25 protein-coding genes are annotated in these 26497 nt (G+C 41.3%); 12 read left to right on the top strand and 13 right to left on the bottom strand.

What is annotated here, in order from left to right; genetic code table 11:
* Positions 1–29 precede the first annotated feature (29 nt).
* The 5 genes from B7714_RS08285 to B7714_RS08265 form a co-directional block, all read right to left on the bottom strand.
* Entirely contained in the window at positions 30–659 is a 630-nt protein-coding gene (locus B7714_RS08285) for an MBL fold metallo-hydrolase (protein ID WP_070567969.1), read from the bottom strand.
* Positions 660–760: 101 nt separating this feature from the next.
* On the bottom strand, positions 761–1954 hold the full coding sequence (locus B7714_RS08280; protein ID WP_084860207.1) for a ferredoxin reductase family protein: 1194 nt from the start codon (positions 1952–1954) through the stop codon (positions 761–763).
* A 162-nt stretch (positions 1955–2116) separates the two neighbouring features.
* A complete protein-coding gene (locus B7714_RS08275) occupies positions 2117–3190 on the bottom strand; it encodes a DUF2974 domain-containing protein (protein WP_001273837.1) in 1074 nt (357 codons plus the stop codon).
* A gap of 111 nt (positions 3191–3301) precedes the next feature.
* Positions 3302–4078: a ferredoxin reductase domain-containing protein gene (locus tag B7714_RS08270; protein ID WP_000820265.1), complete on the bottom strand. Its 777-nt coding sequence runs from the start codon at positions 4076–4078 to the stop codon at positions 3302–3304.
* Between the two features lie 85 nt (positions 4079–4163).
* Positions 4164–4733, bottom strand: coding sequence for a TetR/AcrR family transcriptional regulator (locus B7714_RS08265; protein WP_033630807.1), 570 nt, complete (start codon positions 4731–4733; stop codon positions 4164–4166).
* A 321-nt stretch (positions 4734–5054) separates the two neighbouring features.
* Here B7714_RS08265 and B7714_RS08260 point away from each other — a divergent pair, with 321 nt between their 5' ends.
* The 3 genes from B7714_RS08260 (at position 5055) to B7714_RS08250 (ending at position 8059) form a co-directional block, all read left to right on the top strand.
* Positions 5055–5732 (top strand): response regulator transcription factor, encoded by a 678-nt coding sequence (locus tag B7714_RS08260; protein WP_000548982.1) that lies wholly within the window; start codon positions 5055–5057, stop codon positions 5730–5732.
* Positions 5725–6699, top strand: coding sequence for a sensor histidine kinase (locus B7714_RS08255; RefSeq protein ID WP_084860206.1), 975 nt, complete (start codon positions 5725–5727; stop codon positions 6697–6699). The genes B7714_RS08260 and B7714_RS08255 overlap by 8 nt, the downstream gene beginning before the upstream one ends.
* A gap of 310 nt (positions 6700–7009) precedes the next feature.
* Positions 7010–8059, top strand: coding sequence for a DUF389 domain-containing protein (locus B7714_RS08250; RefSeq protein WP_084860205.1), 1050 nt, complete (start codon positions 7010–7012; stop codon positions 8057–8059).
* A 153-nt stretch (positions 8060–8212) separates the two neighbouring features.
* On the opposite strand, the gene thrS is transcribed toward B7714_RS08250, so the two are convergent.
* The 3 genes from thrS to B7714_RS08230 form a co-directional block, all read right to left on the bottom strand.
* Positions 8213–10156, bottom strand: a complete 1944-nt coding sequence (thrS, locus tag B7714_RS08245) for a threonine--tRNA ligase (RefSeq protein WP_084860204.1) — start codon at positions 10154–10156, stop codon at positions 8213–8215.
* A gap of 10 nt (positions 10157–10166) precedes the next feature.
* On the bottom strand, positions 10167–10793 hold the full coding sequence (locus tag B7714_RS08240; protein WP_084860203.1) for an adenylate kinase family protein: 627 nt from the start codon (positions 10791–10793) through the stop codon (positions 10167–10169).
* A 257-nt stretch (positions 10794–11050) separates the two neighbouring features.
* Positions 11051–11425 (bottom strand): hypothetical protein, encoded by a 375-nt coding sequence (locus B7714_RS08230; RefSeq protein ID WP_084860202.1) that lies wholly within the window; start codon positions 11423–11425, stop codon positions 11051–11053.
* 207 nt (positions 11426–11632) lie between these two features.
* Here B7714_RS08230 and B7714_RS08225 point away from each other — a divergent pair, with 207 nt between their 5' ends.
* The 4 genes from B7714_RS08225 to B7714_RS08210 all read left to right on the top strand — a co-directional run bounded on the left by B7714_RS08225 (position 11633) and on the right by B7714_RS08210 (position 15278).
* On the top strand, positions 11633–12484 hold the full coding sequence (locus tag B7714_RS08225) for a metallophosphoesterase family protein (RefSeq protein ID WP_084860201.1): 852 nt from the start codon (positions 11633–11635) through the stop codon (positions 12482–12484).
* A 160-nt stretch (positions 12485–12644) separates the two neighbouring features.
* Positions 12645–13586 (top strand): hypothetical protein, encoded by a 942-nt coding sequence (locus B7714_RS08220; protein WP_000801525.1) that lies wholly within the window; start codon positions 12645–12647, stop codon positions 13584–13586.
* A gap of 164 nt (positions 13587–13750) precedes the next feature.
* The gene (locus B7714_RS08215) at positions 13751–14188 is read left to right on the top strand and encodes an Rrf2 family transcriptional regulator (RefSeq protein WP_001167395.1); all 438 of its coding nucleotides are present in this window, start codon (positions 13751–13753) and stop codon (positions 14186–14188) included.
* A 67-nt stretch (positions 14189–14255) separates the two neighbouring features.
* On the top strand, positions 14256–15278 hold the full coding sequence (locus tag B7714_RS08210; protein ID WP_084860200.1) for a YdcF family protein: 1023 nt from the start codon (positions 14256–14258) through the stop codon (positions 15276–15278).
* Positions 15279–15422: 144 nt separating this feature from the next.
* Here B7714_RS08210 and B7714_RS08205 read toward each other — a convergent pair whose 3' ends face one another.
* The 5 genes from B7714_RS08205 to B7714_RS08185 all read right to left on the bottom strand — a co-directional run bounded on the left by B7714_RS08205 (position 15423) and on the right by B7714_RS08185 (position 19257).
* Positions 15423–16205 carry a DUF4037 domain-containing protein gene (locus tag B7714_RS08205; protein ID WP_084860199.1) on the bottom strand — a complete coding sequence of 261 codons (783 nt, stop codon included), beginning with the start codon at positions 16203–16205 and terminating at the stop codon, positions 15423–15425.
* 129 nt (positions 16206–16334) lie between these two features.
* The gene (locus B7714_RS08200; protein ID WP_000443852.1) at positions 16335–16994 is read right to left on the bottom strand and encodes an amino acid ABC transporter permease; all 660 of its coding nucleotides are present in this window, start codon (positions 16992–16994) and stop codon (positions 16335–16337) included.
* 9 nt (positions 16995–17003) lie between these two features.
* On the bottom strand, positions 17004–17681 hold the full coding sequence (locus tag B7714_RS08195; protein WP_000131163.1) for an amino acid ABC transporter permease: 678 nt from the start codon (positions 17679–17681) through the stop codon (positions 17004–17006).
* Between the two features lie 12 nt (positions 17682–17693).
* Positions 17694–18488, bottom strand: a complete 795-nt coding sequence (locus tag B7714_RS08190) for a transporter substrate-binding domain-containing protein (protein ID WP_000726183.1) — start codon at positions 18486–18488, stop codon at positions 17694–17696.
* Positions 18489–18498: 10 nt separating this feature from the next.
* On the bottom strand, positions 18499–19257 hold the full coding sequence (locus B7714_RS08185; protein WP_001229587.1) for an amino acid ABC transporter ATP-binding protein: 759 nt from the start codon (positions 19255–19257) through the stop codon (positions 18499–18501).
* Between the two features lie 176 nt (positions 19258–19433).
* Here B7714_RS08185 and recJ point away from each other — a divergent pair, with 176 nt between their 5' ends.
* The 5 genes from recJ to B7714_RS08160 all read left to right on the top strand — a co-directional run bounded on the left by recJ (position 19434) and on the right by B7714_RS08160 (position 26413).
* On the top strand, positions 19434–21653 hold the full coding sequence (gene recJ / locus B7714_RS08180; RefSeq protein ID WP_162284823.1) for a single-stranded-DNA-specific exonuclease RecJ: 2220 nt from the start codon (positions 19434–19436) through the stop codon (positions 21651–21653).
* A 295-nt stretch (positions 21654–21948) separates the two neighbouring features.
* Positions 21949–22596: a COG3942 and LysM peptidoglycan-binding domain-containing protein gene (locus B7714_RS08175; RefSeq protein ID WP_084860198.1), complete on the top strand. Its 648-nt coding sequence runs from the start codon at positions 21949–21951 to the stop codon at positions 22594–22596.
* A gap of 501 nt (positions 22597–23097) precedes the next feature.
* The gene (locus B7714_RS08170) at positions 23098–24759 is read left to right on the top strand and encodes a ribonuclease J (RefSeq protein WP_084860197.1); all 1662 of its coding nucleotides are present in this window, start codon (positions 23098–23100) and stop codon (positions 24757–24759) included.
* Positions 24760–24827: 68 nt separating this feature from the next.
* On the top strand, positions 24828–25607 hold the full coding sequence (locus B7714_RS08165) for an alpha/beta hydrolase (protein WP_084860196.1): 780 nt from the start codon (positions 24828–24830) through the stop codon (positions 25605–25607).
* Positions 25608–25711: 104 nt separating this feature from the next.
* Positions 25712–26413 (top strand): M57 family metalloprotease, encoded by a 702-nt coding sequence (locus tag B7714_RS08160; protein ID WP_084860195.1) that lies wholly within the window; start codon positions 25712–25714, stop codon positions 26411–26413.
* Positions 26414–26497 lie beyond the last annotated feature (84 nt).

The following is a 26497-nucleotide window of genomic DNA, read 5'->3' as shown; positions in this document are numbered from 1 at the left end:
CAAGGAATTTTTCCTTGGTTTTTTGTTTGCTAGAAAAAGGGATTAAAGGTCTTCTCGTGAGCGATAGTCGTAGCTGGACCATGCCCAGGATAGACATCGTAGTTAGGAAGTGTGAAGAGTTGCGTCTGAATGCTATGGAGGAGTTGTTCCGTGCTACCGGTAGGAAGGTCTGTTCGTCCGATGGTTTCACGGAATAGAGCATCTCCAGTCAAGACTAGATGGGCATCATGAAAGACGATAGAAACGCCGCCGATAGAGTGCCCTGGGGTAGGTAGAACTGTAAAACGAAATTCCTCAAGCTGGTATTCCTCGTGAAAGACAAAGGTGTGTTCTGCGGGTTTTGCGACCACATCTGCCATATCATCATGACGAGGGAGACCAGAGAGATTATCTACAGGTGTATAAAGCCAGCTAGCTTCACTCTCTGCTACATAAACTGGGGGATTTTCAAAAGTTTCACGAACCAAGTCCAAACTCATAATATGGTCGTAGTGGGTGTGGGTCAGAAGAATCGCACAGACTGGTTTGTTGATTTTCTCGATAGTCTTGCGGATAGCTTCCCAATGACTACCTGGGTCAACCACAATCAGGTGTTGGTCCCCTTCCAGGTAATAAGTGTTTTCATAGGCAACGGGATTCACGGTTTTATGGATTTTCATACTGGCTCCAATCTCAAAGAATGTACTAAACTAAGTATAGCACAGAAGAGGGAAATAAAGTGAAAAGAAAGTCCCTCTTTTGTGTTAGAGGGACAATGATCTTATTTAAACTTGAAACCTTCGTAAATGAGTTTTGCTTTGGGATTCTTTTTCTTAATTTGCTTGGCAAGGGCCTTCATCATAGGAAGAGGTCCACACATATAGACTGTAGTCTGGTCAGGGATTTCTTCTTGATCCAAAGTCAGGTATCCTTTTTCATTGCCATAGACTAGCTGCAGGTCAAAGTTAGCATTTTGACGGGCGTAGTCACGAAGTAAATCTAAGTAGACAGCATTTTCCTCCCCACGGAAACTATAGTAGAAACGAACGTTCCTGTCTAGGATAGGATGCTCCCGGATATAAGAGATGAAAGGTGTCATTCCAATTCCACCTGCGATCCAGATTTGCTGTTTTGGACCATGTTCCATAGTCATATGCCCATAGGCGCGATCAACTGCAACCTTGCTACCAACTTGAAGATTGTCATAGATATTCTTGGTGTGGTCACCGGAGTTTTTTATCGTAAAATAAAGAGTTCGTCCTTGTCCTCCAGAGATGGAGAAAGGGTGTGGAGCAGTCTCAAAACCTTTTTGGAAAATTTTTAGAAAGGCAAATTGTCCATATTCGTAGGTGAAAGGATGACTAAGTTCGATTTCAATTTCAGTTGTATCGTGGTTGAGGTATTTGATTCCTACGATTTTTCCAAGATAGGTGAAACCGACCTTTTGATAAAGGAAAATAATATAAAAACCTGCAAGCAAACCTAAAATAGCATAGATTCCAAAGATAAGACCTAGGAAACTAAAGGAGAGGAGGCGATTTCCCATAATCATCAAAACATGAAAGAGACCAAAGATATAGGCTAGATAAACCAATCGATGAATCCATCTCCATGCTTCATACTGGATGTACTGTCCCAGATAAGCAACCAGAATGATACTGATAAAGATATAGATAGCGATATTTCCAAACTGTGCGGCCAAATGCGAACCCCAGAGACCGCCCATGCTAAAGTTGTGTAGGGTTAGTAGGAGAATGGATAGAAAAGCGGTGAACTTATGAGCTAGATACATCTTTTCAAGTCCGTTGAACCAAGCCTCCAGCAAGGGTAAACGGCTAGCTAGCATAAAAGTAAGTGAGAGGGTAGTGAGAGCTAAACCAGGGATTAGAAACTGACTAGCACCTGAACTGAGCCAAGCTAGAATGGTCAGAAGCATACTAAGTCCGATAAATAAAATACCTTTTAATGATTTCATAGTAGAAGTCCTTTCATGGATTTATCTTATATTGGATGTAATAAAATTTGTTACATTTTAACAAAAAAAGAATCTGTCGTCAAGGTTTGTGATTTAGGCTAACTTTTCTGACCCTTTTTTCTAAAAAAGCCAACGAATCGGTGATTCATTGACTTTCTTATTTTAACGATTTTTCCAAGCTTGGTAGCGGGTGTCAATCAAGAGTTGGGTTAGTCGTCCCATGGTTTCTCTTTCTTCGGGAGTGAGGGATTGAGCTTGGACAAAGAGATGGTGAACGTGTTCAATGACCTTGAAGGAAGAGAGGTCGTTGATAGAAGAGATGCCTGCATCGAGAATGATTCCAAAAAAGAGGTCAAAGTAGAGCTGCAGTTCAGTATCAGGGACCGTCTCAACCCATTCCTTGAAGGTTGTATCGACTTGCTGGCTGTCACTATTGGTCTCGTCCAGTTGGACAAAGTGTTTGTCTTCAACCTGCCAACTAAAGGTGTCGTGCTGAGCAAGGCCACCCAAGGCGGTGCTGCGAACGACGATTTTTTTATCCGGAATTTCCAGCATCATCCCGATGATAGACCCTTGCGGGATAAACACTTTCGTTCTTTCCATCATGTTTTGATAGCCAGGTGTTTCGGTTAGTTCCTTGTGAAGCCCAGGGGAATCAAAAGTATAGACAGCGACAATGTTTTTCTGCAAGTTTGGATCAAGTTGACTGGCAGCATAGACAGCTATATTGCCCCCTTTTGAATGTCCTGCTAGAGTAACCTTTTGATTAGGATGTTGAGCAAAAAAGTCCTCTAAATACTGGAGGGCATGTTTTTGAGCTGGGATTTCCTTCATATAGGTCATATGGAAATCTTCTTTCCAACCAATGATACTATCATCAGTTCCACGAAAAACAAGCAAATAGGTATCGAGACTGATACGATAAGTCATAGCCGCAAACTGTTTTTGCAATTCAGCATCGATATCATTGATAAAGTTTGAGAGCTTGCAATTTTTAAAACGTTTGTGTTGAGCGAGCTGATCTAACAACTGGAGACGGTTCTTATTGGTCAGCATAGTCATCTCTCTAGGGATTTGAGATGCAAGATCTATGAGACGCTGTGGTTCTTGGGTAACTACATCATCAAAAGCAAGGTAGGTTAATTCGGTCAAGGCAAGAACGTCTAACTCATTCACGGGGTGATCATAAAAGGAATCGTATGCTACATCATTCAGGTAGTCAAAAATATTGGCCATAAAAGCTCCTTTCTCTATGTTTATCCTACCACATTTACATAGAATTCGCTAGTGGGCTTGTTCGAATGACCTAGTAGGGTTGGATTGAAATACATAGAAAATAGATTGCTCCTATTTCAAACCTCTAAACGAGCTTACTTGTATGTTTTTGCTATCAATCCCATTTTCCTTTAAAAAATTCTTCATCTCATTTACATCATCAGGCTGACCTGTGATGAGATAGCTGGCTTGATTGCCGTATTCATCAATAGCACGTTTTAAAAATGCTTGACTTTGAGAAAGTTCATCGCTCGTTTTATAAGTAAAATTCGGTGTTTTTTGAGCCAGTTCTTTCATCTCATTATCGAAAATAGTAACTCCTTTGTCAAAATGGTTGAGAATAATTGGAGCTTTACCAGACCATTCTTTGATAAGGGGGCGTAGAGCAGAAATACCAACATCAGATGCAAAGCAAACTAGTGGCTGATTCGTATCTTTAACAGTCAAAGAGGAATCCAGCCAACTCATCTCAATCTCACTGCCAGATGGTAAATGTGTCAAGGTGTTCTTAAAGTTGCTACCACTATTATGAGTCAAAATGAGAATTTCATCTTCATCAGGTGTGGAGGCAATGGTTAACCATCGACTGGTTTGCTCTCCCTTAGCTTCATATTTTTTAGCAGTAGACGAGGTATCAGGGAGTGTAAACTTAGCATAAGCCCCCGCTTTCCAGGTTTGATGACTCGGCTTTGTGATATGAATTAAATACAAATCTCCGCTGGGGTTTTCGATGGATTTTATCGATAATGTCTGGCTTCGTCCAAAATAAGCGATGGCACCCCAAGTTATAAGGCCTAAGACTCCAAGTGTTGATAGAATGATAATAAACATTTTTTTACCTCTTTTCATTTTTTATGACTCCTGTTCTCAATTTTATGAATGAACTAAAAACAAATTCATTCATATCTTTTCAAAAAATAAAGAAATCCATTCTTTATTTTAGAACTCCTTTAATGAAGTTGGTTGCAAGTATTTCAACAGTTTTGCCAATATCTGGAAAATCTTTTTCCGTGATATGCATATCCATATAGTAAAACAGATTATAAACCTGTAAAATATCTTGAATCTTTTCTGGCGAGTACCCTTCAGCCTGCATACGATTTGTAAAAGTTTTAACTAGAAACTGATGAAAAGGATTTGCGACTTTACCTTCTTCCGAGGAATAGTAGCTGTGCAACTCATCTGCGATGGCAGGATTGTACCATTCTGCAAGGATTTTATTGGAAGAAACGAGAGTTCTGGACTGAGCAAATAGTTGACCAATGAGGTCGATCATGTCAATTTCCCAATCCAGTTCTTCGATCATAGCTTGGCGAACACGGTTGTTTTCATCTATATAGATGTCTAGAAAAATGGCTTCTTTACTCTCGTAATAGTTATAAAAAGAACCAACTGCAACACCAGCTTGCCTAGCAATTTCTGAAATTCCTGTTGCCTTGTAACCTTTTTTCGAAAAAACTTCATAGGCTGCTCTCTTTAAAGATTGTTTTTTGTCCAATATGATTTAACCTCCTTTGTTTCATGAATGAATTAATTTACTCGTTCATTCATATTCTAACAAATCATGGCTAGCTTGTCAATAAGAAGGCTAGATCTATTAAATAAGTTAAAGAAACGCTAACTAAATGAGCACAAAAAGGAAAATATAGGATAAGGCTGGAACTATAGTTAAAAATAAGGTATGATATCAGTGGGAATGTTCTCTATATAGCATCTGTTTACTGATCTGGATTTGGGAAATAGGCTGCTAAACAGTATGAGATACTGATCCGTAAATCTGATATGAAGGGTTTTGATACTTTGAGAAATAGCAAAGGAGGAGCGCATGCACAAGATTTTACTAGTAGAAGATGATCAAGTCATTCGACAACAAGTTGGAAAACTGCTCTCTGAGTGGGGCTTTGAAGTTGTTTTGGTAGAAGACTTTATGGAAGTGTTGAGTTTATTTGTCCAGTCGGAGCCTCATCTGGTCCTCATGGATATTGGTCTGCCTCTTTTTAATGGTTATCACTGGTGCCAGGAGATTCGTAAAATTTCCAAGGTGCCCATCATGTTTCTGTCTTCGAGAGATCAGGCTATGGATATTGTCATGGCGATCAATATGGGAGCGGACGACTTTGTGACCAAGCCTTTTGACCAGCAGGTGCTCCTTGCCAAGGTTCAGGGCTTGTTGCGCCGTTCCTATGAGTTTGGGCGGGATGAAAGTTTGCTAGAGTATGCAGGTGTGATCCTCAATACCAAGTCTATGGACCTGCACTATCAGGGTGAAGTTCTGAGTTTGACCAAGAATGAATTTCAAATTTTGCGGGTGCTGTTTGAACATGCTGGCAATATCGTAGCGCGTGATGACTTGATGCGGGAACTCTGGAATAGCGACTTTTTCATCGATGATAACACCTTGTCTGTCAACGTTGCTCGTTTGCGCAAAAAGTTGGAGGAGCAAGGCTTAGTAGGCTTTATTGAAACCAAGAAAGGAATAGGATACGGACTGAAACATGCTTGATTGGAAATCATTTTTTCTAGCCTATCTGCGTTCTCGCAGTCGCGTTTTTACCTATATTTTTTCATTAGGCTTTCTCGTCCTTCTCTTTCAGTTTTTATTTGCTAGTCTAGGAACTTATTTTCTTTATTTCTTTCTGCTCAGTAGTTTTTTGACCTTCTTATTTTTGGCTTGGGATATTTTTGCAGAAGCTCAGGTTTACCGGCAGGAAATACTCTATGCTGAGAGAGACCCCAAGTCTCCTCTGGAATGTGCGCTAGCAGAAAAACTCGAAGAGCGTGAGTCTGAATTGTATCAAAAGAAGTCGGAAGCGCAAAGCAAGCTGACGGATTTGCTTGATTACTATACCTTATGGGTTCACCAAATAAAGACCCCCATTGCGGCAAGCCGTCTCTTGGTAGTAGAAGTCTCTGATCGGGAGGTTAAGCAGCAACTGGAACAGGAAATCTTTAAGATTGACTCCTATACCAATTTGGTGTTGCAGTATCTTCGTTTGGAAAGCTTCCATGATGACTTGGTATTTGAAAAGGTTCAAGTGGAGGATCTGGTGAAGGAAGTGGTTCGCAAGTATGCCCTTTTCTTTATCCAAAAAGGACTGACGGTCAATCTCCATGATCTCGACAAAACTATCGTGACCGATAAGAAGTGGCTGTTGGTCGTCATTGAACAAATCCTTTCAAACAGTCTCAAATACACCAAGGAAGGTGGGCTAGAGATTTATATGGAAGGTCAGGAGCTCTGTATCAAGGATACGGGAATTGGGATTAAAAACAGCGATGTTCTCCGAGTCTTTGAACGTGGCTTTTCAGGTTACAATGGCCGTCTAACCCAGCAGTCGTCCGGACTCGGCCTCTATCTATCGAAAAAGATTTCAGAAGAACTGGGGCATCAGATCCGCATTGAATCTGAAGTTGGAAAAGGAACAACCGTGCGAATTAAGTTTGCGGAAGTGAACCTACTTATTGAGTAAAAAGAAATGCTAAGAACTTGGAAGAAATCTTTCAAGCTCTTCTTTAGATTTCTATGTAGTGAGAAAATAGGATAGAACAAAGAAAAAGGTAACTGGAATTTTTCCCGTTCACTATCTTTTAAATTGATTGAGTTCTTCAGAGAAAGGTTGTAAAATTTTTGATATTATATCAAGGATAGACTGACGGATGCTTAAAGGATAATTTTCAAAAAGATAACAGGTGAGAATTAAAATATGTAAGATTGAAAAGAAGTCTCTCTACCATCATCCAAGCAGAAACAAGATTAGTATGAAATAAAAGGAGTAACCAATGACCGGAAATTATTCAACACGTGAATACCGTGAGAAATTATATGATGATCTTCATGTTCGATTAAGAGATATAGTGATTTTGATGAGTGCGATTTTTATTGCCTCTATAGGTCTAAATATGAATTCAACAGCTGTCATTATTGGAGCCATGCTGATTTCCCCTCTTATGACACCGATTGTTGGACTGGGATTTGGTTTAGCTATTTTTGATACGCGTTTAATCAAGCAATCTCTAGAGGTTTTATTTACTCAAGTATTGGTCAGCTTGCTTGTCTCGACTCTGTATTTCTGGATTTCTCCCTTATCTTATGCAAGTAGCGAATTGATTGCACGAACCTCTCCAACCATTTGGGATGTTCTCATTGCTATTGCTGGTGGGATAGCAGGTGTAATTGGGTCAAGGAAAAAAGAAGCAAACAATATCGTGCCAGGAGTAGCCATTGCAACAGCTCTGATGCCACCTATCTGTACTGCAGGCTATGGTTTAGCTAATGGAAATGTACGATTTTTATTTGGGGCTCTCTATCTTTTCTTGATCAACTGTGTCTTTATCATGCTAGCCAACATTGTTGGAACAAGAATTTTGATGAGAAAATCTCCCTTAAGTTCATTTAAAGAGCTAAACATTAAAATGAAAATTGGCTTGACATCCTTGATTGTATTATTGGTTCTTCCAGCCAGTTATTCAGCAGTCACTCTGTCGATAGATCAAGCGCGAAAAGAAGGAATCAAACAGTTTATAGCAAAAGAGTTCGCCAATCACACGGTCATTAATCAAGTCTACAAGTCAAGAAACAATGAATTGGTCTTGACGGTTGTTGGAGATCCGATTTCAGAAGAAGAATTAGAAACGCTCCATCAAAAACAAGCCTCTTACGGTATTCAATCTGTTCAATTAAAAGTCAATCAAGTCCATAATTCGACAAAATTAGATAGTGAGATGACCAAGGAATTTTATGAAACCATTAACAAGTATATCGATCAAAAACTCTCTGAAAAGGATTCACAAAAAGATCTCGTAAAAGAAAATGAAGCAGACAAGGATTGAGGATAGTCAACTTATCTAACTCATGGAAGCAAATCTTGTGTGGTGGTTTAACCGATCACTACTAGCTCAGATTAAATAAAATATAAAAAGCAACAGCTGAAATAGTTGTTGCTTTTTCTGGCTCTGAAAAATGTTTCTCAGACTGTGATTGTTCTATTTTTCAACGCGTGATTTGTTGGCGATATCAGCTAGAATAGCTTGAACAAAATCATCAACTGAGACAGTTTGTGTTTCTTTTTGTCCATAGCGACGAACGTTGACGGTTCCGTTTTCTACTTCCTTGTCACCAACGATGAGCTGATAAGGAATTTTGCTGGTTTGTGAGGCACGAATCTTGAATTGCATTTTTTCATTGCGCTCATCTACGTCTGCACGGACACCACGATCACGGAGTTTTTTAGCTACTTCCCATGCGTAGTCCACGTGTTTTTCGTTAGAAACGGGGATGAGGGTCACTTGGTGTGGTGCAAGCCATGTTGGGAAGGCACCCTTGTAGTTCTCAATCAAGATAGCTGTAAAGCGTTCCATAGTTGAGATTACACCACGGTGAATCATAACTGGACGGTGTTCTTCCCCGTCAGCTCCGATATATTTGAGGTCGAAACGTTCTGGAAGCAAGAAGTCAAGCTGGATCGTAGAAAGAGTTTCTTCTTTTCCTAGGGCGGTCTTCACTTGGATATCCAATTTTGGTCCGTAGAAGGCTGCTTCACCTTCAGCTTCAAAGTAGTCAACACCCATTTCATCAAGTGCTGCACGAAGCATGGTTTGGGCATTTTCCCACATCTCATCGTTGTCAAAGTACTTGTGAGTATCTTGAGGGTCGCGTAGAGAGAGACGGAAGCGGTATTCAGTCAAGTTGAAGTCTTCATAAACATCGATAATCAACTGAAGGGCACGTTGGAATTCTTCTTGGATTTGTTCTGGAGTGACAAAGAGGTGACCGTCGTTTAGAGACATTTCACGCACACGTTGAAGACCTGTGAGGGCACCAGATTTTTCGTAACGGTGCATCATACCGATTTCAGCGATACGGATTGGTAACTCACGGTAGGAGTGAACATGGTGTTTGAAAACTTGGATGTGGTGTGGGCAGTTCATTGGACGAAGGACAAATTCTTCACCGTCACCCATGTCCATAGTTGGGAACATGTCTTCTTGGTAATGATCCCAGTGGCCAGAAGTCTTGTAAAGCTCTACAGAAGCAAGTGGTGGAGTGTAAACGTGTTGGTAGCCAGAAGCCAATTCTTTGTCGACAATGTAACGCTCCAATTCACGACGGATAGTCGCACCGTTTGGCAACCAGAATGGCAAACCTTGACCAACTTCTTGTGAAATCATGAAGAGGTCAAGCTCTTTACCAAGTTTACGGTGGTCACGTTCTTTGGCCTCTTCACGCATTTGAAGGTAGTTCTTCAAGTCTTTCTTGTCAAACCAAGCTGTACCGTAGATACGTTGCATCATCGCGTTGTCGCTATTTCCACGCCAGTAAGCACCTGCTACATGAAGAAGGTGGAAGATTTGGATACGGCCTGTTGATGGGACGTGAGGTCCACGGCAAAGGTCCACGTATTCACCCTGACGGTAGATGGTCAAACCGCCTTCGTCCTCAGAGTGTTCTTCGATCAATTCCAACTTGTAAGGGTCGTTCTTAAAGATTTCACGCGCTTCATCTTTCGATACTTCCTCACGAATAGAAGGGAAGTTTTCTTTAACGATTTTTTGCATTTCTTCTTCGATACGAGGAAGGTCTTCGTTGGAGATTTGACCAGCCTGATTGTCCGTATCATAGTAGAAACCATCTTCGATAGCTGGACCTACACCCAAATGAATATCTGGGAAGAGGCGACGAGCTGCTTGGGCGAACAAGTGGGCAGCTGAGTGACGCAAGATTGGAAGGGCATCTTCGTGGTCAGGTGTCACGATTTCGATGCTTCCATCTTCAGTGATAGAACGAGTCGTGTCGATGAGTTTGCCGTTGAATTTACCAGCCAAGGCTTTTTTAGCGAGGGAATTGCTGATAGATTGGGCAATTTCAAAAGTAGTAACGCCAGATTCGAATTCACGAACAGCGCCATCTGGGAAAGTAATCTTAATCATGGTTTTCTCCTTAAATATTTATTCTATTTTTGTTGGACAATTTTAAGAGCCGAGCAACTTCTTCCGCATTCTGATGCTCTGATTGACTACCATCTGTTACGAGGCTAGGATAGCCTAATCTCACCGCTTCCTTACGAACCATTTGAGCAAAAAGAATGTCTCGTTGCATCCAGTTTTCAAAAGCTTGATCAGGGTTGGTTGTACCCTCTAAGACATAAGGAACCCATTCTCTCTGTATATAATGCTTTTTTTGAAAATCAGCTGTCGGAGTCAAGCATAGATAGGATGATACTTGACATTCAAGCTCCTTTACCAAGTGAGGCAAAAGTCCTGCTCCCTCCACCAAGAGAGGTCTGTTTTGATTTTTTATCAAGTAAGATTTTACATAAGGAAAAATCTCTTCATAAAAGCACCATTCTTCATCTGCCATCTCTTCTGGCTTTCTCATCCAGATTTGTTCTGGATTTCTATCCTTTCTAAGAAGGCAAATTGGCTGTGAGTCTGCACTTGCTTGACTCATCATCTCTTCTACCAAATCATCCAGTTTGATATGAAGTAGTTGATACTGTCTAGCAAGAAGTGAGGCAATTGTTGACTTTCCACTGCAAGGCGATCCGCCAATCATATAAAGCATCATTCTTCCTCCTTCTGACAAAATAAAAACGACATCCTAAAAGGACGTCGCAACGTGGTTCCACCTTCATTTATGCACAACAAAAACTGTTGACACCTCTGATCGGCTTTAACGTAGCCACCGTTTTATGTTTTCATAAAAGTCAGTAGAGTAGTATCAGTTTAGGCTTTCTATGCGTTTCCAGCAACCACGCACTCTCTAGTAGAAAGGGACTAAGTGACTTGTCTCTATGCATTATTATAGCATGATTGCGAGAATTTTCAAGGTTTTTGTATAATTTTTTTGTTTTTCTCTCTTTGGAGGAGATGCTTGATACCCATACCAGAAACCAAGCCAAGTAGGGCAAAGAGTTCATAGGCTAGGAAGTAAAGTAGGATGAACTCACCAAAGGTGATGATGGTAAAGCAATAGAGCAGACCAATACCGAGTAGCCACCAAAGTGAGAAATGAAATCGATAGCTATAAAGTAGCGATACGATAAAGGTTACTAGAGGTGAAAAAAGGATGATGTTGTAAATGTACAGTCCCTTCAGTGTATATGGATCGGAGATGAGTAGAGAGAGGAGTTCATAGAGTGGCCAGTAAAAAAAGAAAGTAATAAGGTAGTATGGGATATACTTAAGATAATTCCGCATGGCAATAGTCCTCCAATCTGCAAAAAATTGAGAGATATTTGAGAGATATTGTAGACCACATAATCCTAAATGAAGGAGAAATCTCTACTTATATTATAGCACGATTTAGAAGCTCTTACAATTTAATCCAGTGATCGGTGATAGTGATCTTTTCGGGTGTTTTCTGTTATAATACTAACAAAAGAAGTAAGAGAGTAAGGAGAAAGAATGACCAAAATAGCAGTTCTTTCAGACATACATGGAAATACGACAGCTTTGGAAGCTGTACTGGCTGATGCAAGAGCGGCAGAGGTAGACCAATACTGGCTTTTAGGGGATATTCTGATGCCAGGAACAGGACGTAGAAGGATCTTGGACCTATTAGCTAGCTTGCCTATTACAGTAAGAGTGCTGGGAAATTGGGAGAATAGTCTCTGGCGAGGCCTGCATCGCAAGTTAGACCCTACAAAAGCGAGCCATTCTTATCTCCTGCGCCTAAGTCAGTACATCTTAGAGGAGGTCAGCCCAGAAGAAATCGAAGACCTCAATAATCAACCCATGCAAGTTCATCGTCAGTTTGGTGATTTAACGGTGGGAATTACCCACCATCTCCCTGATAAAAACTGGGGTAGAGAATTGATTCATACGGGAAAACAAGAAGATTTTGATAGATTGGTCACGAATCCACACGCCTCTATCGCAGTATATGGCCATATTCATCAACAGTTGCTTCGTTATGGAAGTGATGGACAGTTGATTCTTAATCCAGGTTCCATTGGACAACCTTTCTTTCTAGATGCGAAGTTGCGTAAGGACCTGCGGGCCCAGTATATGATCTTAGAGTTTGATGAGGCAGGTTTGTCTGATGTTGATTTTCGTCGAGTGGATTATGATGTAGAAGCTGAATTGCAGTTGGCTAAAGATTTGAAGCTCCCCTATTTCCAGATCTACTATGAAAGTTTGGTAAATGGAATTCACCATACTCATAACCACGAATTGTTAGGTCAGATTAGTGAACAAGAAGGTTATGACAGGGATGTTGAGCTTTGGATGGAAAGAGACAAGAAAGATTGGTTTTAAGAGGACTTCTAGCTAGAAAACAGATAGTCTAGGAACTGTGGTTTTCCGATAAGTCGAACTGGATACGAATTGACGGCTTCTCAAATTTATGTTAGAATAACGGAATATAACTAATTTGAATCTCATACTAATTGATATTCAAAATAAGAGGAGACAGATAATGAAACCAGAAGAGTTACACGCTATTGCCTCGGAGTTGGGCTTGCAATTTGACGAAGATTCACGTAGTATTTATGGCACGCAGTCAGGCTATTTACTTTTCCTGCAAGAAACTGATGTGAAAAATCAGTTTCGACTTTGTGTCAGTGTGAGTTTGAATGGTAATCCTGCGGATTCAGAAGAAAATGAATTGGTTTGGGATGAGTTTAAGAGTGAATCTCTTCCAAACTTGTCGACCTTGTCTATCAATCAGTACCTTGTTTCTTTTGTCGTAAAAGGTGCAATGCGCAAATCAAAAACAATCGAAAAGCTACAGACGCTCATAACAGACCTCGTTGCATTCCTTGAAACCCATCATTTCGTCCAAGTGTGTGCCTATAGTGGTCAGGAGGGTCCCGTTGGTCTCTATCAATTAGGTGATTCAATTTTCCTTATCAACGAGGAAAGTTATCAATTGCTGAAGAGCAATCTTCAGATTGAGGTAGATTCTTATCAAAACCAGAAGGAAAATGTTCTTCTTGGAGCAGTTGGTGCCTTGCTAGGAGCCTTGATTGGTGGAGCAGTTGCTCTATTTATCGCGCGTCTAGGTTATGTAGCTATGGTAGCGGGTATTGTTCTGGGGATTTGTACCATTAAAGGATATGAAATCCTTGGAAGAAAGGTATCTCGAAAGGGGATTGTGATTTCCTCTATTTGGATGGTAATTACTGTCTTTCTAGTAAATCAAATTGACTTGGCGATGGAAGTCGTTTCCAAACTAGGGGTTGAGTTTGCCTTTGCTTTCCGAGTGGTGAATCAATTAATCTTTAGCGGTGATTTCCCAGATAACTATTTTTATAATCTAGCTATGTTAGCTGTGTTTACCTTAGTTGGTGCTGGGGTGTCTATCAGCTCAGTTTGGTCAAGTCATAAAACAAAAGGGATTGTCCGTAAAATTGCATAAAAAATAAGTCTTTGTATGCCCTCTACCGTTCTGGTTGGCAAGAGGGATACAGGACTTTTTGCATGGAGGAGATAATCAGTCGTTAATATTTGACAGGAAAACCAAAAACGGTATAATGTTTATACGGGAAAAGATGAATAAAATATCAGTGAAAGGAGAAGAAAATGCAAATTTCAAGCCGATTTACAATTGCGACTCATATGATGATTATTATTGCAATGCAGGATACAGAAAGTAAAGTAACCAGCGATTTTCTTGCGGCTAGTGTCGGAGTCAATCCAGTCATTATCCGAAAGACTTTATCGCAACTCAAAAAAGCAGGGTTGATTTCAGTTGCTCGTGGTACGGGAGGAACTGAGATAATAAAAGACCTTCAAGAGATCAGTTTGTTGGATGTCTACCAAGCTGTAGAGTGTTTAGGAAAATCTGGTAAACTCTTTAGTTTCCATGACAATCCAAATCCTAATTGCCCAATTGGTGCGAATATCCATGCAGTTTTGGACCAAAAGCTGTTCGATGTTCAAGCAGCTATGGAAAACCAACTGCGTCAGACAAGTCTGGCTCAGGTTGTAGCCGATGCTCAGAATAAACTGTCTAAGTGAGAGGACTAAGGTCCTCTTTTTCTATTGCTATAATTATGGTACAATGTAGTCATTAAAGGAGGAGACTATGTACTTTATCACAGGATTTTTTGTCCTACTTTTTCTCGTTTCGTTTTTAAGGGACAATCGCAGTCTCTGGAATCCAGCTCTCTTGCTTTTGTCTCTGCTCTTTTCTTATATGTCCATTGCCAATCTTTTTTACGAAGCTGGGCAGAAAGAAGTGCACATGGTTTTCTTTGCAGGGATTTTTCTCCTGCTGCCTCTTTTAGTTTTTCTAAGTGGTTTTTTCCTTATTTATAATGGATTTGTGTTATTGAAAAAAGAAGGAAAATCCAAGGCAAATTATTTGTCTCTAGGATTAGGTTGCGTGATTTTATTCTTTTTTGTAATCATGGCAATTCGAGTGAGCGATACCAATGGCTTGTTCTACACCAATCATCTAGTGAATATTATCTTTTTCTTTTTGATTTATTCGTATTTGATTTTTGGTTTTGCCTTTGCAGGATTTCTGCTTTATTCCATTCTGTATCTTTTCATTCCTAAGAAAAAATATTATGATTTTATCATCATTCACGGAGCAGGCTTGTTGAATGGAGAAAAAGTGACCCCCTTACTGAAGAGTCGCATTGACAAGGCAGTAGAAGCTTATCACCAGTCTCTTAATCCCAATGTTAAAATCATCGCAAGTGGTGGTCGAGGTGGGGATGAGAAGATTTCCGAAGCTCAGGCAATTTGTAATTATTTGCTGGAAGAGACGGATGTTCCGAGAGAAGCGATTCTCCTAGAGGAAGACTCAACGACGACCTATGAGAATCTTCTCTTCTCAAAAGAAATGGGAGAGAAGCTGGTGGCCAGTCCACGTTTTCTCTTTGTGACCAATGATTACCATGTTTTTCGTACCAGTACCTATGCTCGCCGTATTGGGATGAAGGGAGATGGCCTTGGTTGCCGTACAGCTGCTTACTATATCCCATCGGCCTTTATCAGAGAATATATTGCTCTATGTGTGAAGATGAGATGGCTTTTTCTCGCCTTTTATATTTTATTAATTTTAGCTCTGATTTTCTCCTATAGAGGTATTTTATGGTAATATGTGAACTCATCGTTTCTAACCTAGTTACAGATTTTCAGAGAGGGTCAAAAATAAGCAACTGCATATGAGTAGACTAGAATTTTACAGTCAACGACAAATAAAAATGTGAACAGCAACAGAGGTTCACATTTCATTTTTTACTCATGGCAAAATGGCCTTTAGTTGGTTCAGGATGGTTTGTAAGGTCACGACCGCTTGTTCTCCTTGTTGCGGTTGGTAGAGTAGTTGGAAATACTTGCGAATAGTTTCTTCAAATTGCTTAGGGAGGAGAGTACAATGGGTCTTTGCGTACTCCAACATTCGTTTTTCACCAGGATGGGTTTGCTCATTGAGCGCAAATAACAAGTCAAAGTAGGAAGCGAAAAATTCACTCGTACGATGATTCATACTGAGAAGATCTTGACGCTTGATAGCTTTTTCTATTTGGTGAGAGAAGGCAGGCATGGCTTGTTCTAGCAAAAGGAGTTGCCTTTCGATGATATGCTTTTTGAGTTCCTGTGGATAGGGAATCTGGTAAGTCTTTTGGAGAGAAGCATAGTGTCCATTCGGGTCGTATAAAATCTTGCTGTGGAGTAGATTATGCCACATGCAAGTTGTATAAGCATTTTGAGCTTTGTGTTGAAAAACGGTTGAGTTCAATTCCTGTTCAAACGACTCCAGCGAACGATAAATCAACTCGATTTCGATACCGTTGTTTAGTACGCAGTCATCTTCTAATTCCCAAAACTGGTTTCCAATTTCCATATAGGAGCAGTATTTACTCAAAATTTTGAGGCGAGTCGCCTCATCAATTGAAGAGTTGAGATAGACATAAACGTCATAGTCAGAATTTTGATCGTAGGCTTGTCCTGCACGAGAACCACCAAGAGCAATAGCTTCTACTTGTTCCAGTTGAGAGAATTCTTTGCAAAGTTCGTGGATCATGATTTTTCTCCTTGCTTTATGGTTTTAAAGTCATTTTACCAAAAAGTAAAACGTTTGCATAGCATTGAGTTACTCTTTTCCATCTATAGAAAAAAATGTGAACCCTTGTTTTGAGTTCACATTTCTTTTTTATTCTGCTGCTTGTTGCCAACGTTTTGCTAGCTTATGAGACAGGCTGGAAATAGCAAAGTTAAAGATAAAGTAAATTAAGGCAATCAGGATATAAAGACTGAAGACCTGCTCTGGTTCGAAATAGCGTCCCATGAGAATTTGGCTGGCGCCAAAGAGTTCTTGTAGAGCGATAACAGAGTAGAGAAGACTGGTATCCTTGATCACGGTTACAAACTGTGAAATGATGGCTGGCAGCATTTTTCGAATCGCTTGTGGGAGAATGATGTAGTAGAGGATTTGCGCAGAGGTGAATCCTTGCGACATTCCTGCTTCATACTGACCCTTGTCCACGGCATTGAGACCGCCTCGGATAATCTCAGCCAGGGCTGCTGAGGTAAAGAGGGTAAAGGCTGTAATACCAGCTGGTGTGGACTTCATCTTAAACACCAAAAAGATGGTGAAAATCCAGAGGAGGTTGGGAACGTTACGTACAAACTCGATATAAATGCTGGAGATGATCCGTAAGATAGGATTTTTCCCATTTCTCATGACGGCTAGTACTGTTCCGATAAGGGTCGAGAGGACGATAGCGATTAGAGAAATGTATAGGGTCAAGCCAAATCCTTTAAAGATAAAGATTAGGTTATCTGGGGTCAAAACTTCTAAAATAGATTCCATAGTAACCTCCTAAAGTGAATAGGCTTTTTTGTTGGCTTGCTCCATCTTGCGACCAAACTGGGCAACAGGGAAGCATAGAGCAAAGTAGAGAAGAGCAGCGCCTAAAAAGGCTGGGATATAGTTTCCGTTGAGGGCCGACCAAGATTTGGTCACAAACATCAAGTCTACTCCAGAGATGATGGCAACTGTAGAGGTGTTCTTGATGAGGTTGACGATTTGGTTGGTCAAAGGTGGGAGAATGATACGGAAGGCCTGAGGCAAGATAATCAAGCGCATGGCACTGATATAGGTAAAACCTTGCGACAAGGCGGCCTCCATTTGACCGCTAGGAATAGACTGAATCCCTGAACGAATAACCTCAGCGATATAAGCGCCGTGATAGAGTCCCACGCAGAGTACAGCTGTCCAATAAATCGGAATCATGATGGTGTGGTCACTGATAAGAGGTAAACCATAAAAGACGATGACAAACTGCACCAAGAGGGGAGTGTTTTGATAAAATTCGACAAAGATACGAGCCAAAACACGCAATAATGGGCGTTTGCTGGTTGACATGGCCCCAAAGAAGATGCCCAAAACCATGGCGAGGATAAAGGATCCAACCGCTAGGGCAAGGGTGAAGAGGAAACCATTGAAAAATTGTCCAAAATCCTGAAAATAGGCTGTCCAAGATGATAAATCTGTCATGGGGTGTCCTCCTTAATCTACGGTATGGCTAGATGGTTTGAGTTTGTAACGGTCATAGAGTTTCTGTAAACTACCATCCTTGGTCCATTTAGTGACCAAGCTATCAAGATAGTCGTTTAGCTCGGTATTTGATTTTTTGGTGACGATACCGTAGTCAGATGGCTTGAAACTATCATCTAGTAGTTCTGTCCGTTTGCTGATGTAGCCGGACAGGATAGAGCGGTCCACGGAAAAGGCATCAATACGGTGAGCGTGAAGGGAAGTAATCAATTCTGGGTAGGAACCAAGTTCGACGAATTTAAAGGTTAGACCTTTCTTTTTGCCCAGTTCAGTAATCAGGCGTTGGGTGATGGAACCTTGGGCAACTCCGATCGTTTTACCGTTTAGGTCCTCAATGCTTTTGATGTTGGCGGATTTATTGACCAAAAAACCAGAAGAATCCGTGTAGTAGGGACTGGTGAAGTTGTATAATTTTTTACGTTCATCTGTGATGGTGAAGGTCGCGATATCCATATCGACCTGTTCGTTATCTAGTAGTGGACCACGGGTTTGAGCGGTAACAGGAACGTAGCGAATCTTGACCTTGAGTTCGTCTGCAATCATCTTGGCAAGGTCCGTTTCGATACCAGAATAAGTCCCTGTCTTGGGATCCTTGTAGCCAAAATTGGGAACATCTTGTTTGACACCGACAACTAGTTCGCCTCTTTTTTGAATGTCTGCGACGCTGGTATCGGCTTGGGCTGGTTTGGCAGCAGCAAGGCTGAAAAGGCTAATCAATAATGCGGATAAAAAGAATTTCTTTTTCATAGGCGCCTCCTTATTTGACTTTGTCACTTTCGTGGTTGATAATTTTGCTGAGGAATTGTTGGGCACGAGGTTCGCTTGGGTTGTCAAAAAAGTCATCGACATCTGTCGTATCCACCAAAACTTCTCCGTCTGCCATAAAGATGATGCGGTCCGCAACCTCTCGAGCAAAGCCCATTTCGTGGGTAACGATGATCATATTCATCCCGTCATGCGCCAGTTTTTGCATAACTGCTAGAACATCTCCAATGGTCTCAGGATCAAGAGCAGATGTTGGCTCATCAAAGAGGAGGAGTTCCGGATGCATGGCAAGACCACGAGCGATGGCGATCCGCTGTTTTTGTCCACCAGATAGCATAGCTGGATAGGAATCTTTCTTGTCCCACATATTTACAAATTCCAGATATTTTTGGGCTGTTTTTTCAGCTTCTTTTTTATCAATTCCTAGAACCTTTATGGGCGCTAGTGTAACATTTTCTAACACTGTTTTGTGTGGATAAAGGTTAAAATGTTGAAAAACCATGCCAACTTCCTTACGAAGAGGAACTAAATCTTTCTGACTAGCACCTGCTACTTGGTGTCCATTGACTAGGAGACTTCCTTTGTCAACAGCCTCTAAACCATTAATCGTACGGATAAGAGTGGACTTCCCAGAGCCGGAAGGTCCAAGCAGGACAACAACTTGTCCTTTTTCAAAACGGAGATTGATGTCGCGGAGTGCGTGATAGTCTCCGTAATATTTTTCGACGTTTTTAAATTCTACTAAAGCCATGAGAGATCTCCTTTGTGTTAGATTTTATAACATGATTCTACACCAAAAGAATGTTCTTGTCAAATCATATCTGAAAAAATTCACTAAAATGTTATAAAAAAGCAATCTGGATAGAGAAAATGCCTAAATCATGTTATAATGAAACGATAGAATTCTTAGAAAGAGTGGATGTCTTTTTGATAACACCTACTTATGAATGGCAGTTTGCCCCGCAGGTTGAAGATGCGGATTTTACAAAGATAGCCAAGAAGGCTGGACTGGGTCCTGAGGTGGCTCGGTTATTATTTGAAAGAGGGATTCAGGATGAAGAAAGTCTAAAGAAGTTTTTAGAACCTTCTTTAGAGGATTTACATGACCCCTATCTGCTCCATGATATGGATAAGGCAGTGGAACGGATTCGTCAGGCCATTGAAGAAGGGGAAAATATTCTCATTTATGGAGACTACGATGCGGATGGCATGACTTCGGCTTCTATTATTAAGGAAAGTTTAGAACAGCTTGGCGCCGAGTGCCGTGTTCACCTACCCAATCGTTTTACCGATGGCTATGGTCCCAATGCCAGTGTCTATAAATACTTTATCGAGCAAGAGGGAATTTCCTTGATTGTGACAGTGGATAATGGAGTTGCTGGTCACGAGGCCATTGAATTGGCCCAGTCTATGGGAGTGGATGTCATTGTGACTGACCACCATTCCATGCCGGAAACCCTTCCTGATGCCTATGCGATTGTTCACCCTGAACATCCAGATGCGGACTATCCTTTCAAACAGTTGGCCGGATGCGGAGTGGCTTTCAAGCTAGCTTGCGCTCTTTTAGAAGAAGTGCAAGTGGAGCTACTCGATTTGGTCGCTATCGGTACCATTGCAGATATGGTGAGTTTGACAGATGAAAACCGTATTTTGGTTCAATATGGTCTGGAAATGCTGGGACATACCCAGCGCATCGGTCTGCAAGAAATGCTAGACATGGCTGGGATTGCTGCGAATGAAGTGACAGAAGAAACGGTTGGCTTTCAGATTGCTCCTCGTTTAAATGCCTTGGGGCGCTTGGACGATCCTAATCCCTCCATTGATTTGTTGACTGGATTTGACGACGAGGAAGCGCATGAGATTGCCCTCATGATTCACCAGAAAAACGAAGAGCGCAAGGAAATCGTCCAGTCAATCTATGAAGAAGCTAAGACCATGGTGGATCCTGAGAAAAAGGTCCAGGTTTTGGCCAAGGAAGGCTGGAATCCTGGCGTTCTGGGTATCGTTGCTGGTCGTTTGTTGGAAGAGCTAGGGCAGACAGTTATCGTTCTTAATATAGAAGATGGTCGTGCCAAGGGCAGTGCTCGTAGCGTGGGAGCTGTCGATATTTTTGAGGCTCTGGATCCCCATCGAGACCTATTTATCGCCTTTGGCGGCCATGCTGGTGCAGCAGGGATGACACTGGAAGTTGAGAAACTTTCAGATTTATCTCAGGTTTTGGAAGACTATATCCGTGAAAAAGGTGCAGATGCTGTTGGTAAGAACAAGTTAAATCTAGATGAAGAGTTGGACTTGGAGACACTTAGCTTAGAAACGGTTAAAAGTTTTGAACGTTTAGCACCTTTTGGGATGGACAATCAGAAACCTGTTTTTTATCTCAGGGATTTCAATGTCGAGAGTGCTCGTACTATGGGGGCAGGCAATGCCCACCTCAAACTAAAAATTTCCAAGGGTGAGGCGAGTTTTGAAGTGGTGGCCTTCGGACAAGGTAGATGGGCGACAGAGTTTGCTCAAACCAAGAATCTAGAATTAGCAGTCACCCTGTCTGTCAACCAATGGAATGGCCAAACTGCCCTCCAGTTGATGATGGTGGATGCGCGTGTGGAAGGTGTTCAACTCTTTAACATTCGTGGGAAGAATACAGTCTTGCCAGAAGGGGTTCCAGTCTTGGATTTCTCTGGAGACTTGCCAGATCTAGCGACTAGTGAAGCGGTTGTTGTAAAAACCATTCCTGAGGATATTACCTTGCTGAAGACTGTTTTTCAAGAACAGCACTTCTCTGCTGTCTATTTCAAAAATGACATTGATAAGGCCTACTATCTGACAGGTTATGGGACTAGAGAACAGTTTGCAAAATTGTACAAGACCATCTACCAGTTTCCAGAGTTTGATATTCGCTACAAGCTCAAAGATTTGGCGGCTTATCTCAATATCCAACAAATCTTGCTGGTCAAGATGATTCAAGTATTTGAGGAGCTAGATTTTGTGACAATCAAAGATGGGGTCATGACAGTCAATAAAGAAGCGCCGAAAAGGGAAATTGCTGAAAGTCAGATTTACCAAAATCTCAAACAAACTGTAAAAAATCAAGAAATGATGGCACTGGGGACCGTGCAAGAAATGTATGATTTTTTAATGGAGTTATAGATGGAAAGGGACTGAGATGACCTATCTCGGTCTCTTTTTGTCGGATAAATGCTTGCTGTGGGAGTGGTTGATAAGACGATCTTTTGGATGGTTTGCTGATGTAAAGAATGGGGTGAACGATTCATTTTTTATTCTCTTCTATCACTTTATACGATGTCTGCTTTTAAACCTTATTTTAAATCTTATGTAGTAAAAGTATAAATTTTTGTAACATGACTAAAATATAACTCTAAACTAACTGACATGTAAATCAAGTATGATTTTCTTATCAAGAAAATATAAGGGGAATCTAGTTATGAAAAAAACAGTTACGAAACTGACTCTTGGTTTGACTTCTACCGCTATTTTGGCTACAGTTGGGGCTCAAACTGTGCATGCGAACTCTTACGTTGTCCAAGACGGTGATTCATTTTATGCCATTGCAACTGCAAACGGCATGGATCCGCATGAGTTGGCAGCTTTGAATGGAAAAACCATCTTTGACACTATCCACCCAGGGGACGTATTGGAAGTGAGTGGTTCTGCTCAGGCTAGCCCTACCTACAGTGCTCCAGCTAGCACTGCAAACGTGGTATCAGATACAGAAGATGTTGTCGAAAAGACTCCAACAAACTATGGAAACTCTTATCCTGTTGGTCAGTGTACATGGGGCGTGAAAGAATTGGCTCCTTGGGCAAGCAACTGGTGGGGAAATGCCAACACGTGGGCAATCTACGCGAGTGCTCAAGGCTATAAGACAGGAAGTATTCCAGTAGTAGGAGCAATCGCCGTTTGGGACGGTGGTGAATATGGACACGTTGCTTATGTAACAGATGTTCAAAGTGAAAACTCTATTCAGGTATTGGAAGCAAACTACAGACGTCAAAAGCAGATTGCAAATTACCGTGGCTTCTTTAATCCTCATGAATTTTTAGGTAACGTCACTTATATCTATCCAAACTAAAGATGATAAAAAGATTTAGAATTTCTAAGTCTTTTTTCTTTTTGAAAAAATTTCCTATCGTTACCCTCCATCTTAGTGGCTAATTGCTGAAAATTTTTTAGATTTTGTAGCGAACAGGCAATTCTCGCTTTTGGATGTGGATAAACCATGTCTTTGAAAAAAATAGTTCTCAAGTCGAGAGGTAAAAGTAAGTTTTTTTGAACTAAAAGAGAAATTTAGGGTTCGAGAAAGGTATCTGAAATCAAATTGATTCAGAAAGTCCATAGTTTTGATGGTACAATCGTTCTATTATCTTAGATGAAACCTCCAAAAGAGAAGTCAAAGTAAAGAGATTTGATTCACAGTAGTGACTAATCTCTAGTTAAAAACCTATCTTCGTTTTGAAAATAATCAAAAAAATGGTATAATGGTAGGAAAAGATTCGGCTGAAAGTTTTAGAACTTTTAGAATAAGAGGGTGAATTCGCCCTATAATCAAGATAAATGAAGTTTCGGAGGAAAAATGAGTAATATTAGTTTAACAACACTAGGTGGTGTACGAGAAAATGGGAAAAATATGTACATCGCTGAGATTGACAATTCAATTTTTGTTTTGGATGCAGGGCTTAAATACCCTGAAAATGAACAGCTTGGAGTTGATGTCGTCATTCCAAATATGGACTACCTTTTTGAAAATAGAGATCGTATTGCAGGGGTCTTTTTGACCCACGGACATGCGGATGCTATTGGAGCTCTGCCTTACCTTTTGGCAGAGGCTAAGGTACCTGTGTTTGGCTCTGAGTTGACCATCGAGTTGGCAAAACTCTTTGTTAAAGGCAATGATGCTGTTAAGAAATTCAATGACTTCCATGTGATTGATGAGGATACGGAGATTGACTTTGGAGGGACTGTGGTTTCCTTCTTCCGTACAACTCACTCTATCCCAGAAAGTTTGGGAATAGTCCTGAAAACAGCTGAAGGTAGCATCGTTTATACAGGGGACTTCAAGTTTGACCAGACAGCTAGCGAATCCTATGCGACGGATTTTGCTCGTTTGGCAGAGATTGGTCGTGAGGGTGTCTTGGCGCTCCTCAGTGATTCAGCCAATGCTGATAGCAATATCCAGGTAGCTAGCGAGAGTGAAGTTGGGGATGAAATTACTCAGACCATTGCAGACTGGGAAGGTCGTATCATCGTTGCAGCAGTTGCCAGCAACCTCTCTCGTATCCAGCAGGTTTTTGATGCTGCAGCAGATACAGGTCGCCGAGTTGTTCTGACTGGATTTGATATTGAAAATATCGTCCGTACTGCGATTCGTCTCAAAAAATTATCTCTAGCCAACGAAAGTCTCTTGATTAAACCAAAAGAAATGTCTCGATTTGAAGACCATGAGTTGATTATTCTCGAGACGGGCCGTATGGGTGAGCCTATTAATGGACTTCGCAAGATGTCTATTGGTCGCCACCGCTATGTGGAAATCAAAGATGGGGACTTGGTCTATATCGTAACGACTCCATCTATCGCCAAAGAAGCCGTCATGGCGCGTGTTGAAAACATGATCTACCAAGCTGGTGGTGTGGTGAAACTCATTACCCAAAGCTTGCGAGTATCCGGACATGGGAATGCGCGTGATTTGCAGTTGATGATCAATCTTTTGCAACCAAATTACCTCTTCCCTATCCAAGGGGAGTATCGTGAGTTGGATGCGCATGCCAAGGCTGCCATGGCAGTTGGAATGTTGCCAGAGCGTATCTTCATCCCTAAAAAGGGAACGACCATGTCTTATGAACATGGAGATTTTGTTCCAGCTGGAGCAGTTTCTGCAGGGGATGTCTTGATTGACGGAAATGCCATCGGGGATGTTGGAAATGTGGTCCTTCGTGACCGTAAAGTCTTGTCAGAGGATGGAATCTTTATCGTGGCGATCACTGTCAACCGTCGTGAGAAAAAAATTGTGGCCAAGGCCCGTGTTCATACGCGTGGATTTGTTTACCTCAAGAAGAGTCGTGATATTCTCCGTGAAAGTTCAGAATTGATTAACCAAACGGTAGAAGAGTATCTTCAAGGTGATGACTTTGACTGGGCAGATCTTAAAGGCAAGGTTCGTGACAATCTGACCAAGTACCTATTTGATCAAACCAAGCGTCGTCCAGCAATCTTGCCAGTCGTAATGGAAGCAAAATAATAAGCAGAGTACCTACAGAAAAAGTCGATATTCGGCTTTTTCTTATAGAATAGTAAAAGGAGACAACCATGGCAGTTATGAATATTGAGTATTACTCAAAAGTTTTGGATATGGAGTGGGGCGTTACCGTACTCTATCCAGATGCTAGTCGGGTGACTGAACCAGATTGCACAGATATTCCTGTTCTTTACCTTTTGCACGGAATGTCAGGAAACCAAAATAGCTGGCTCAAACGTACCAATGTCGAGCGCTTGTTGCGTGGAACCAATCTCATTGTTATCATGCCCAATACTAGCAATGGCTGGTACACAGATACTCAGTATGACTATAACTACTATACAGCTCTAGCAGAAGAACTCCCCCAAGTCATGAAACGTTTCTTCCCCAATATGACTAGCAAGCGAGAAAAGACCTTTATAGCAGGCCTATCCATGGGAGGTTATGGTTCCTTCAAACTCGCTCTATCGACAAATCGTTTTTCTCATGCGGCTAGTTTTTCTGGTGCGCTCAGTTTTCAGGATTTTTCTCCTGAAAGTCAGGATCTGGGATCGCTTGCCTACTGGCGAGGAGTTTTTGGAGAGATTAAAGACTGGACATCTAGTCCTCATTCACTTGAAAGCATGGCTGCAAAATCCGATAAAAAGACTAAACTATGGGCTTGGTGTGGGGAACAAGACTATCTCTACTCTGCCAATAACCTCGCAGTGAAAAACCTCAAAAAGCTTGGTTTTGAGGTGACCTATAGTCATAGTCCAGGTAAGCACGAGTGGTACTACTGGGAAAAACAATTGGAACGTTTTTTGGCTACTCTACCAATTGACTTTGTCTTGGAAGAACGCTTATCTTAGTTTTAGGTTTCTTTCAGCTTTCTTCAGTAAAATAGAGAATCTATCTTGATCAAGGAGAATGTGAATTCAAGATAGGTTCTTATTTTTATGAAAGGTGGAGCGTCATGTTCTGGATTATTCGACTATTCTTCCGATTTCTGTTGGGAATTTGGCGTTTCTTCTGGCGTCTGGTTTGGACTGTGGTCATTCTACTCCTCATTGCCTTTGGAGTGGTTTGGTATCTGACAGGTGATTTTCATTCTGCGGTCAATCAGGTTGAAAAAATGAGCAAGATTGGTCAAGGTGGCTGGAATCAATGGAAGGAGACGGGAACGCTGGAAGTCTTGTCTCAGACAGACAGTCACCAACATGCAGAAGGCAAGTGGGCTCAAGCCTCAGCTCGCATCTATATTGAGCCTCAAATGGATGAGACCTTCCAAGGTGCCTATGCAGAAGCTATAAAAAACTGGAATCAAACGGGAGCCTTTACCTTTGAGGTGGTTGCGGATCCTAGTCAGGCAGATATTGTGGCAAGTGAGATGAATGATGGATCGACCGCTGTAGCAGGTCAAGCCGAGAGTCAAACCAATTTGTTAACCAAACAATTTATATCTGTAACGGTTCGCCTGAATCATTATTATCTATCCAATCCAAACTATGGATATTCTTATGAACGAATCGTGCACACGGCGGAGCACGAGCTAGGGCATGCCATCGGATTGGATCATACCAACGAAACTTCTGTCATGCAGCCAGCAGGTTCCTACTATGGGATTCAGCCTCAGGATGTAAAGGCTGTTCAAAAACTCTATACCAGTAGCGACTAGATGAAGTCGGTGCAATCCGAAATGACATCAAAGCTCCTCCATCAAGTGATCGGTGGGGCTTTTTGTTCGTCCTGTTACGGCCTT

The organism is Streptococcus oralis subsp. oralis, assembly GCF_002096595.1.
Lineage (GTDB): Bacteria > Bacillota > Bacilli > Lactobacillales > Streptococcaceae > Streptococcus > Streptococcus oralis_D.
Note: the sequence above shows the minus strand (reverse complement) of the source record. Positions and strands in the feature narration are given on the sequence as shown.

Coding starts and splice junctions, on each gene's coding strand:
- B7714_RS08260 (WP_000548982.1), top strand. CDS start 5,055: ATGCACAAGATTTTACTAGTAGAAGATGATCAAGTCATTCGACAACAA.
- B7714_RS08185 (WP_001229587.1), bottom strand. CDS start 19,257: ATGGCTTTAGTAGAATTTAAAAACGTCGAAAAATATTACGGAGACTAT.
- B7714_RS08170 (WP_084860197.1), top strand. CDS start 23,098: ATGAGTAATATTAGTTTAACAACACTAGGTGGTGTACGAGAAAATGGG.
- B7714_RS08220 (WP_000801525.1), top strand. CDS start 12,645: ATGAAACCAGAAGAGTTACACGCTATTGCCTCGGAGTTGGGCTTGCAA.
- B7714_RS08250 (WP_084860205.1), top strand. CDS start 7,010: ATGACCGGAAATTATTCAACACGTGAATACCGTGAGAAATTATATGAT.
- B7714_RS08200 (WP_000443852.1), bottom strand. CDS start 16,994: ATGGAATCTATTTTAGAAGTTTTGACCCCAGATAACCTAATCTTTATC.
- B7714_RS08160 (WP_084860195.1), top strand. CDS start 25,712: ATGTTCTGGATTATTCGACTATTCTTCCGATTTCTGTTGGGAATTTGG.
- B7714_RS08165 (WP_084860196.1), top strand. CDS start 24,828: ATGGCAGTTATGAATATTGAGTATTACTCAAAAGTTTTGGATATGGAG.
- B7714_RS08285 (WP_070567969.1), bottom strand. CDS start 659: ATGAAAATCCATAAAACCGTGAATCCCGTTGCCTATGAAAACACTTAT.
- B7714_RS08280 (WP_084860207.1), bottom strand. CDS start 1,954: ATGAAATCATTAAAAGGTATTTTATTTATCGGACTTAGTATGCTTCTG.
- B7714_RS08175 (WP_084860198.1), top strand. CDS start 21,949: ATGAAAAAAACAGTTACGAAACTGACTCTTGGTTTGACTTCTACCGCT.
- B7714_RS08270 (WP_000820265.1), bottom strand. CDS start 4,078: ATGAAAAGAGGTAAAAAAATGTTTATTATCATTCTATCAACACTTGGA.
- B7714_RS08275 (WP_001273837.1), bottom strand. CDS start 3,190: ATGGCCAATATTTTTGACTACCTGAATGATGTAGCATACGATTCCTTT.
- B7714_RS08240 (WP_084860203.1), bottom strand. CDS start 10,793: ATGATGCTTTATATGATTGGCGGATCGCCTTGCAGTGGAAAGTCAACA.
- B7714_RS08205 (WP_084860199.1), bottom strand. CDS start 16,205: ATGATCCACGAACTTTGCAAAGAATTCTCTCAACTGGAACAAGTAGAA.
- B7714_RS08215 (WP_001167395.1), top strand. CDS start 13,751: ATGCAAATTTCAAGCCGATTTACAATTGCGACTCATATGATGATTATT.
- B7714_RS08190 (WP_000726183.1), bottom strand. CDS start 18,488: ATGAAAAAGAAATTCTTTTTATCCGCATTATTGATTAGCCTTTTCAGC.
- B7714_RS08210 (WP_084860200.1), top strand. CDS start 14,256: ATGTACTTTATCACAGGATTTTTTGTCCTACTTTTTCTCGTTTCGTTT.
- B7714_RS08255 (WP_084860206.1), top strand. CDS start 5,725: ATGCTTGATTGGAAATCATTTTTTCTAGCCTATCTGCGTTCTCGCAGT.
- B7714_RS08195 (WP_000131163.1), bottom strand. CDS start 17,681: ATGACAGATTTATCATCTTGGACAGCCTATTTTCAGGATTTTGGACAA.
- B7714_RS08230 (WP_084860202.1), bottom strand. CDS start 11,425: ATGCGGAATTATCTTAAGTATATCCCATACTACCTTATTACTTTCTTT.
- thrS (WP_084860204.1), bottom strand. CDS start 10,156: ATGATTAAGATTACTTTCCCAGATGGCGCTGTTCGTGAATTCGAATCT.
- B7714_RS08225 (WP_084860201.1), top strand. CDS start 11,633: ATGACCAAAATAGCAGTTCTTTCAGACATACATGGAAATACGACAGCT.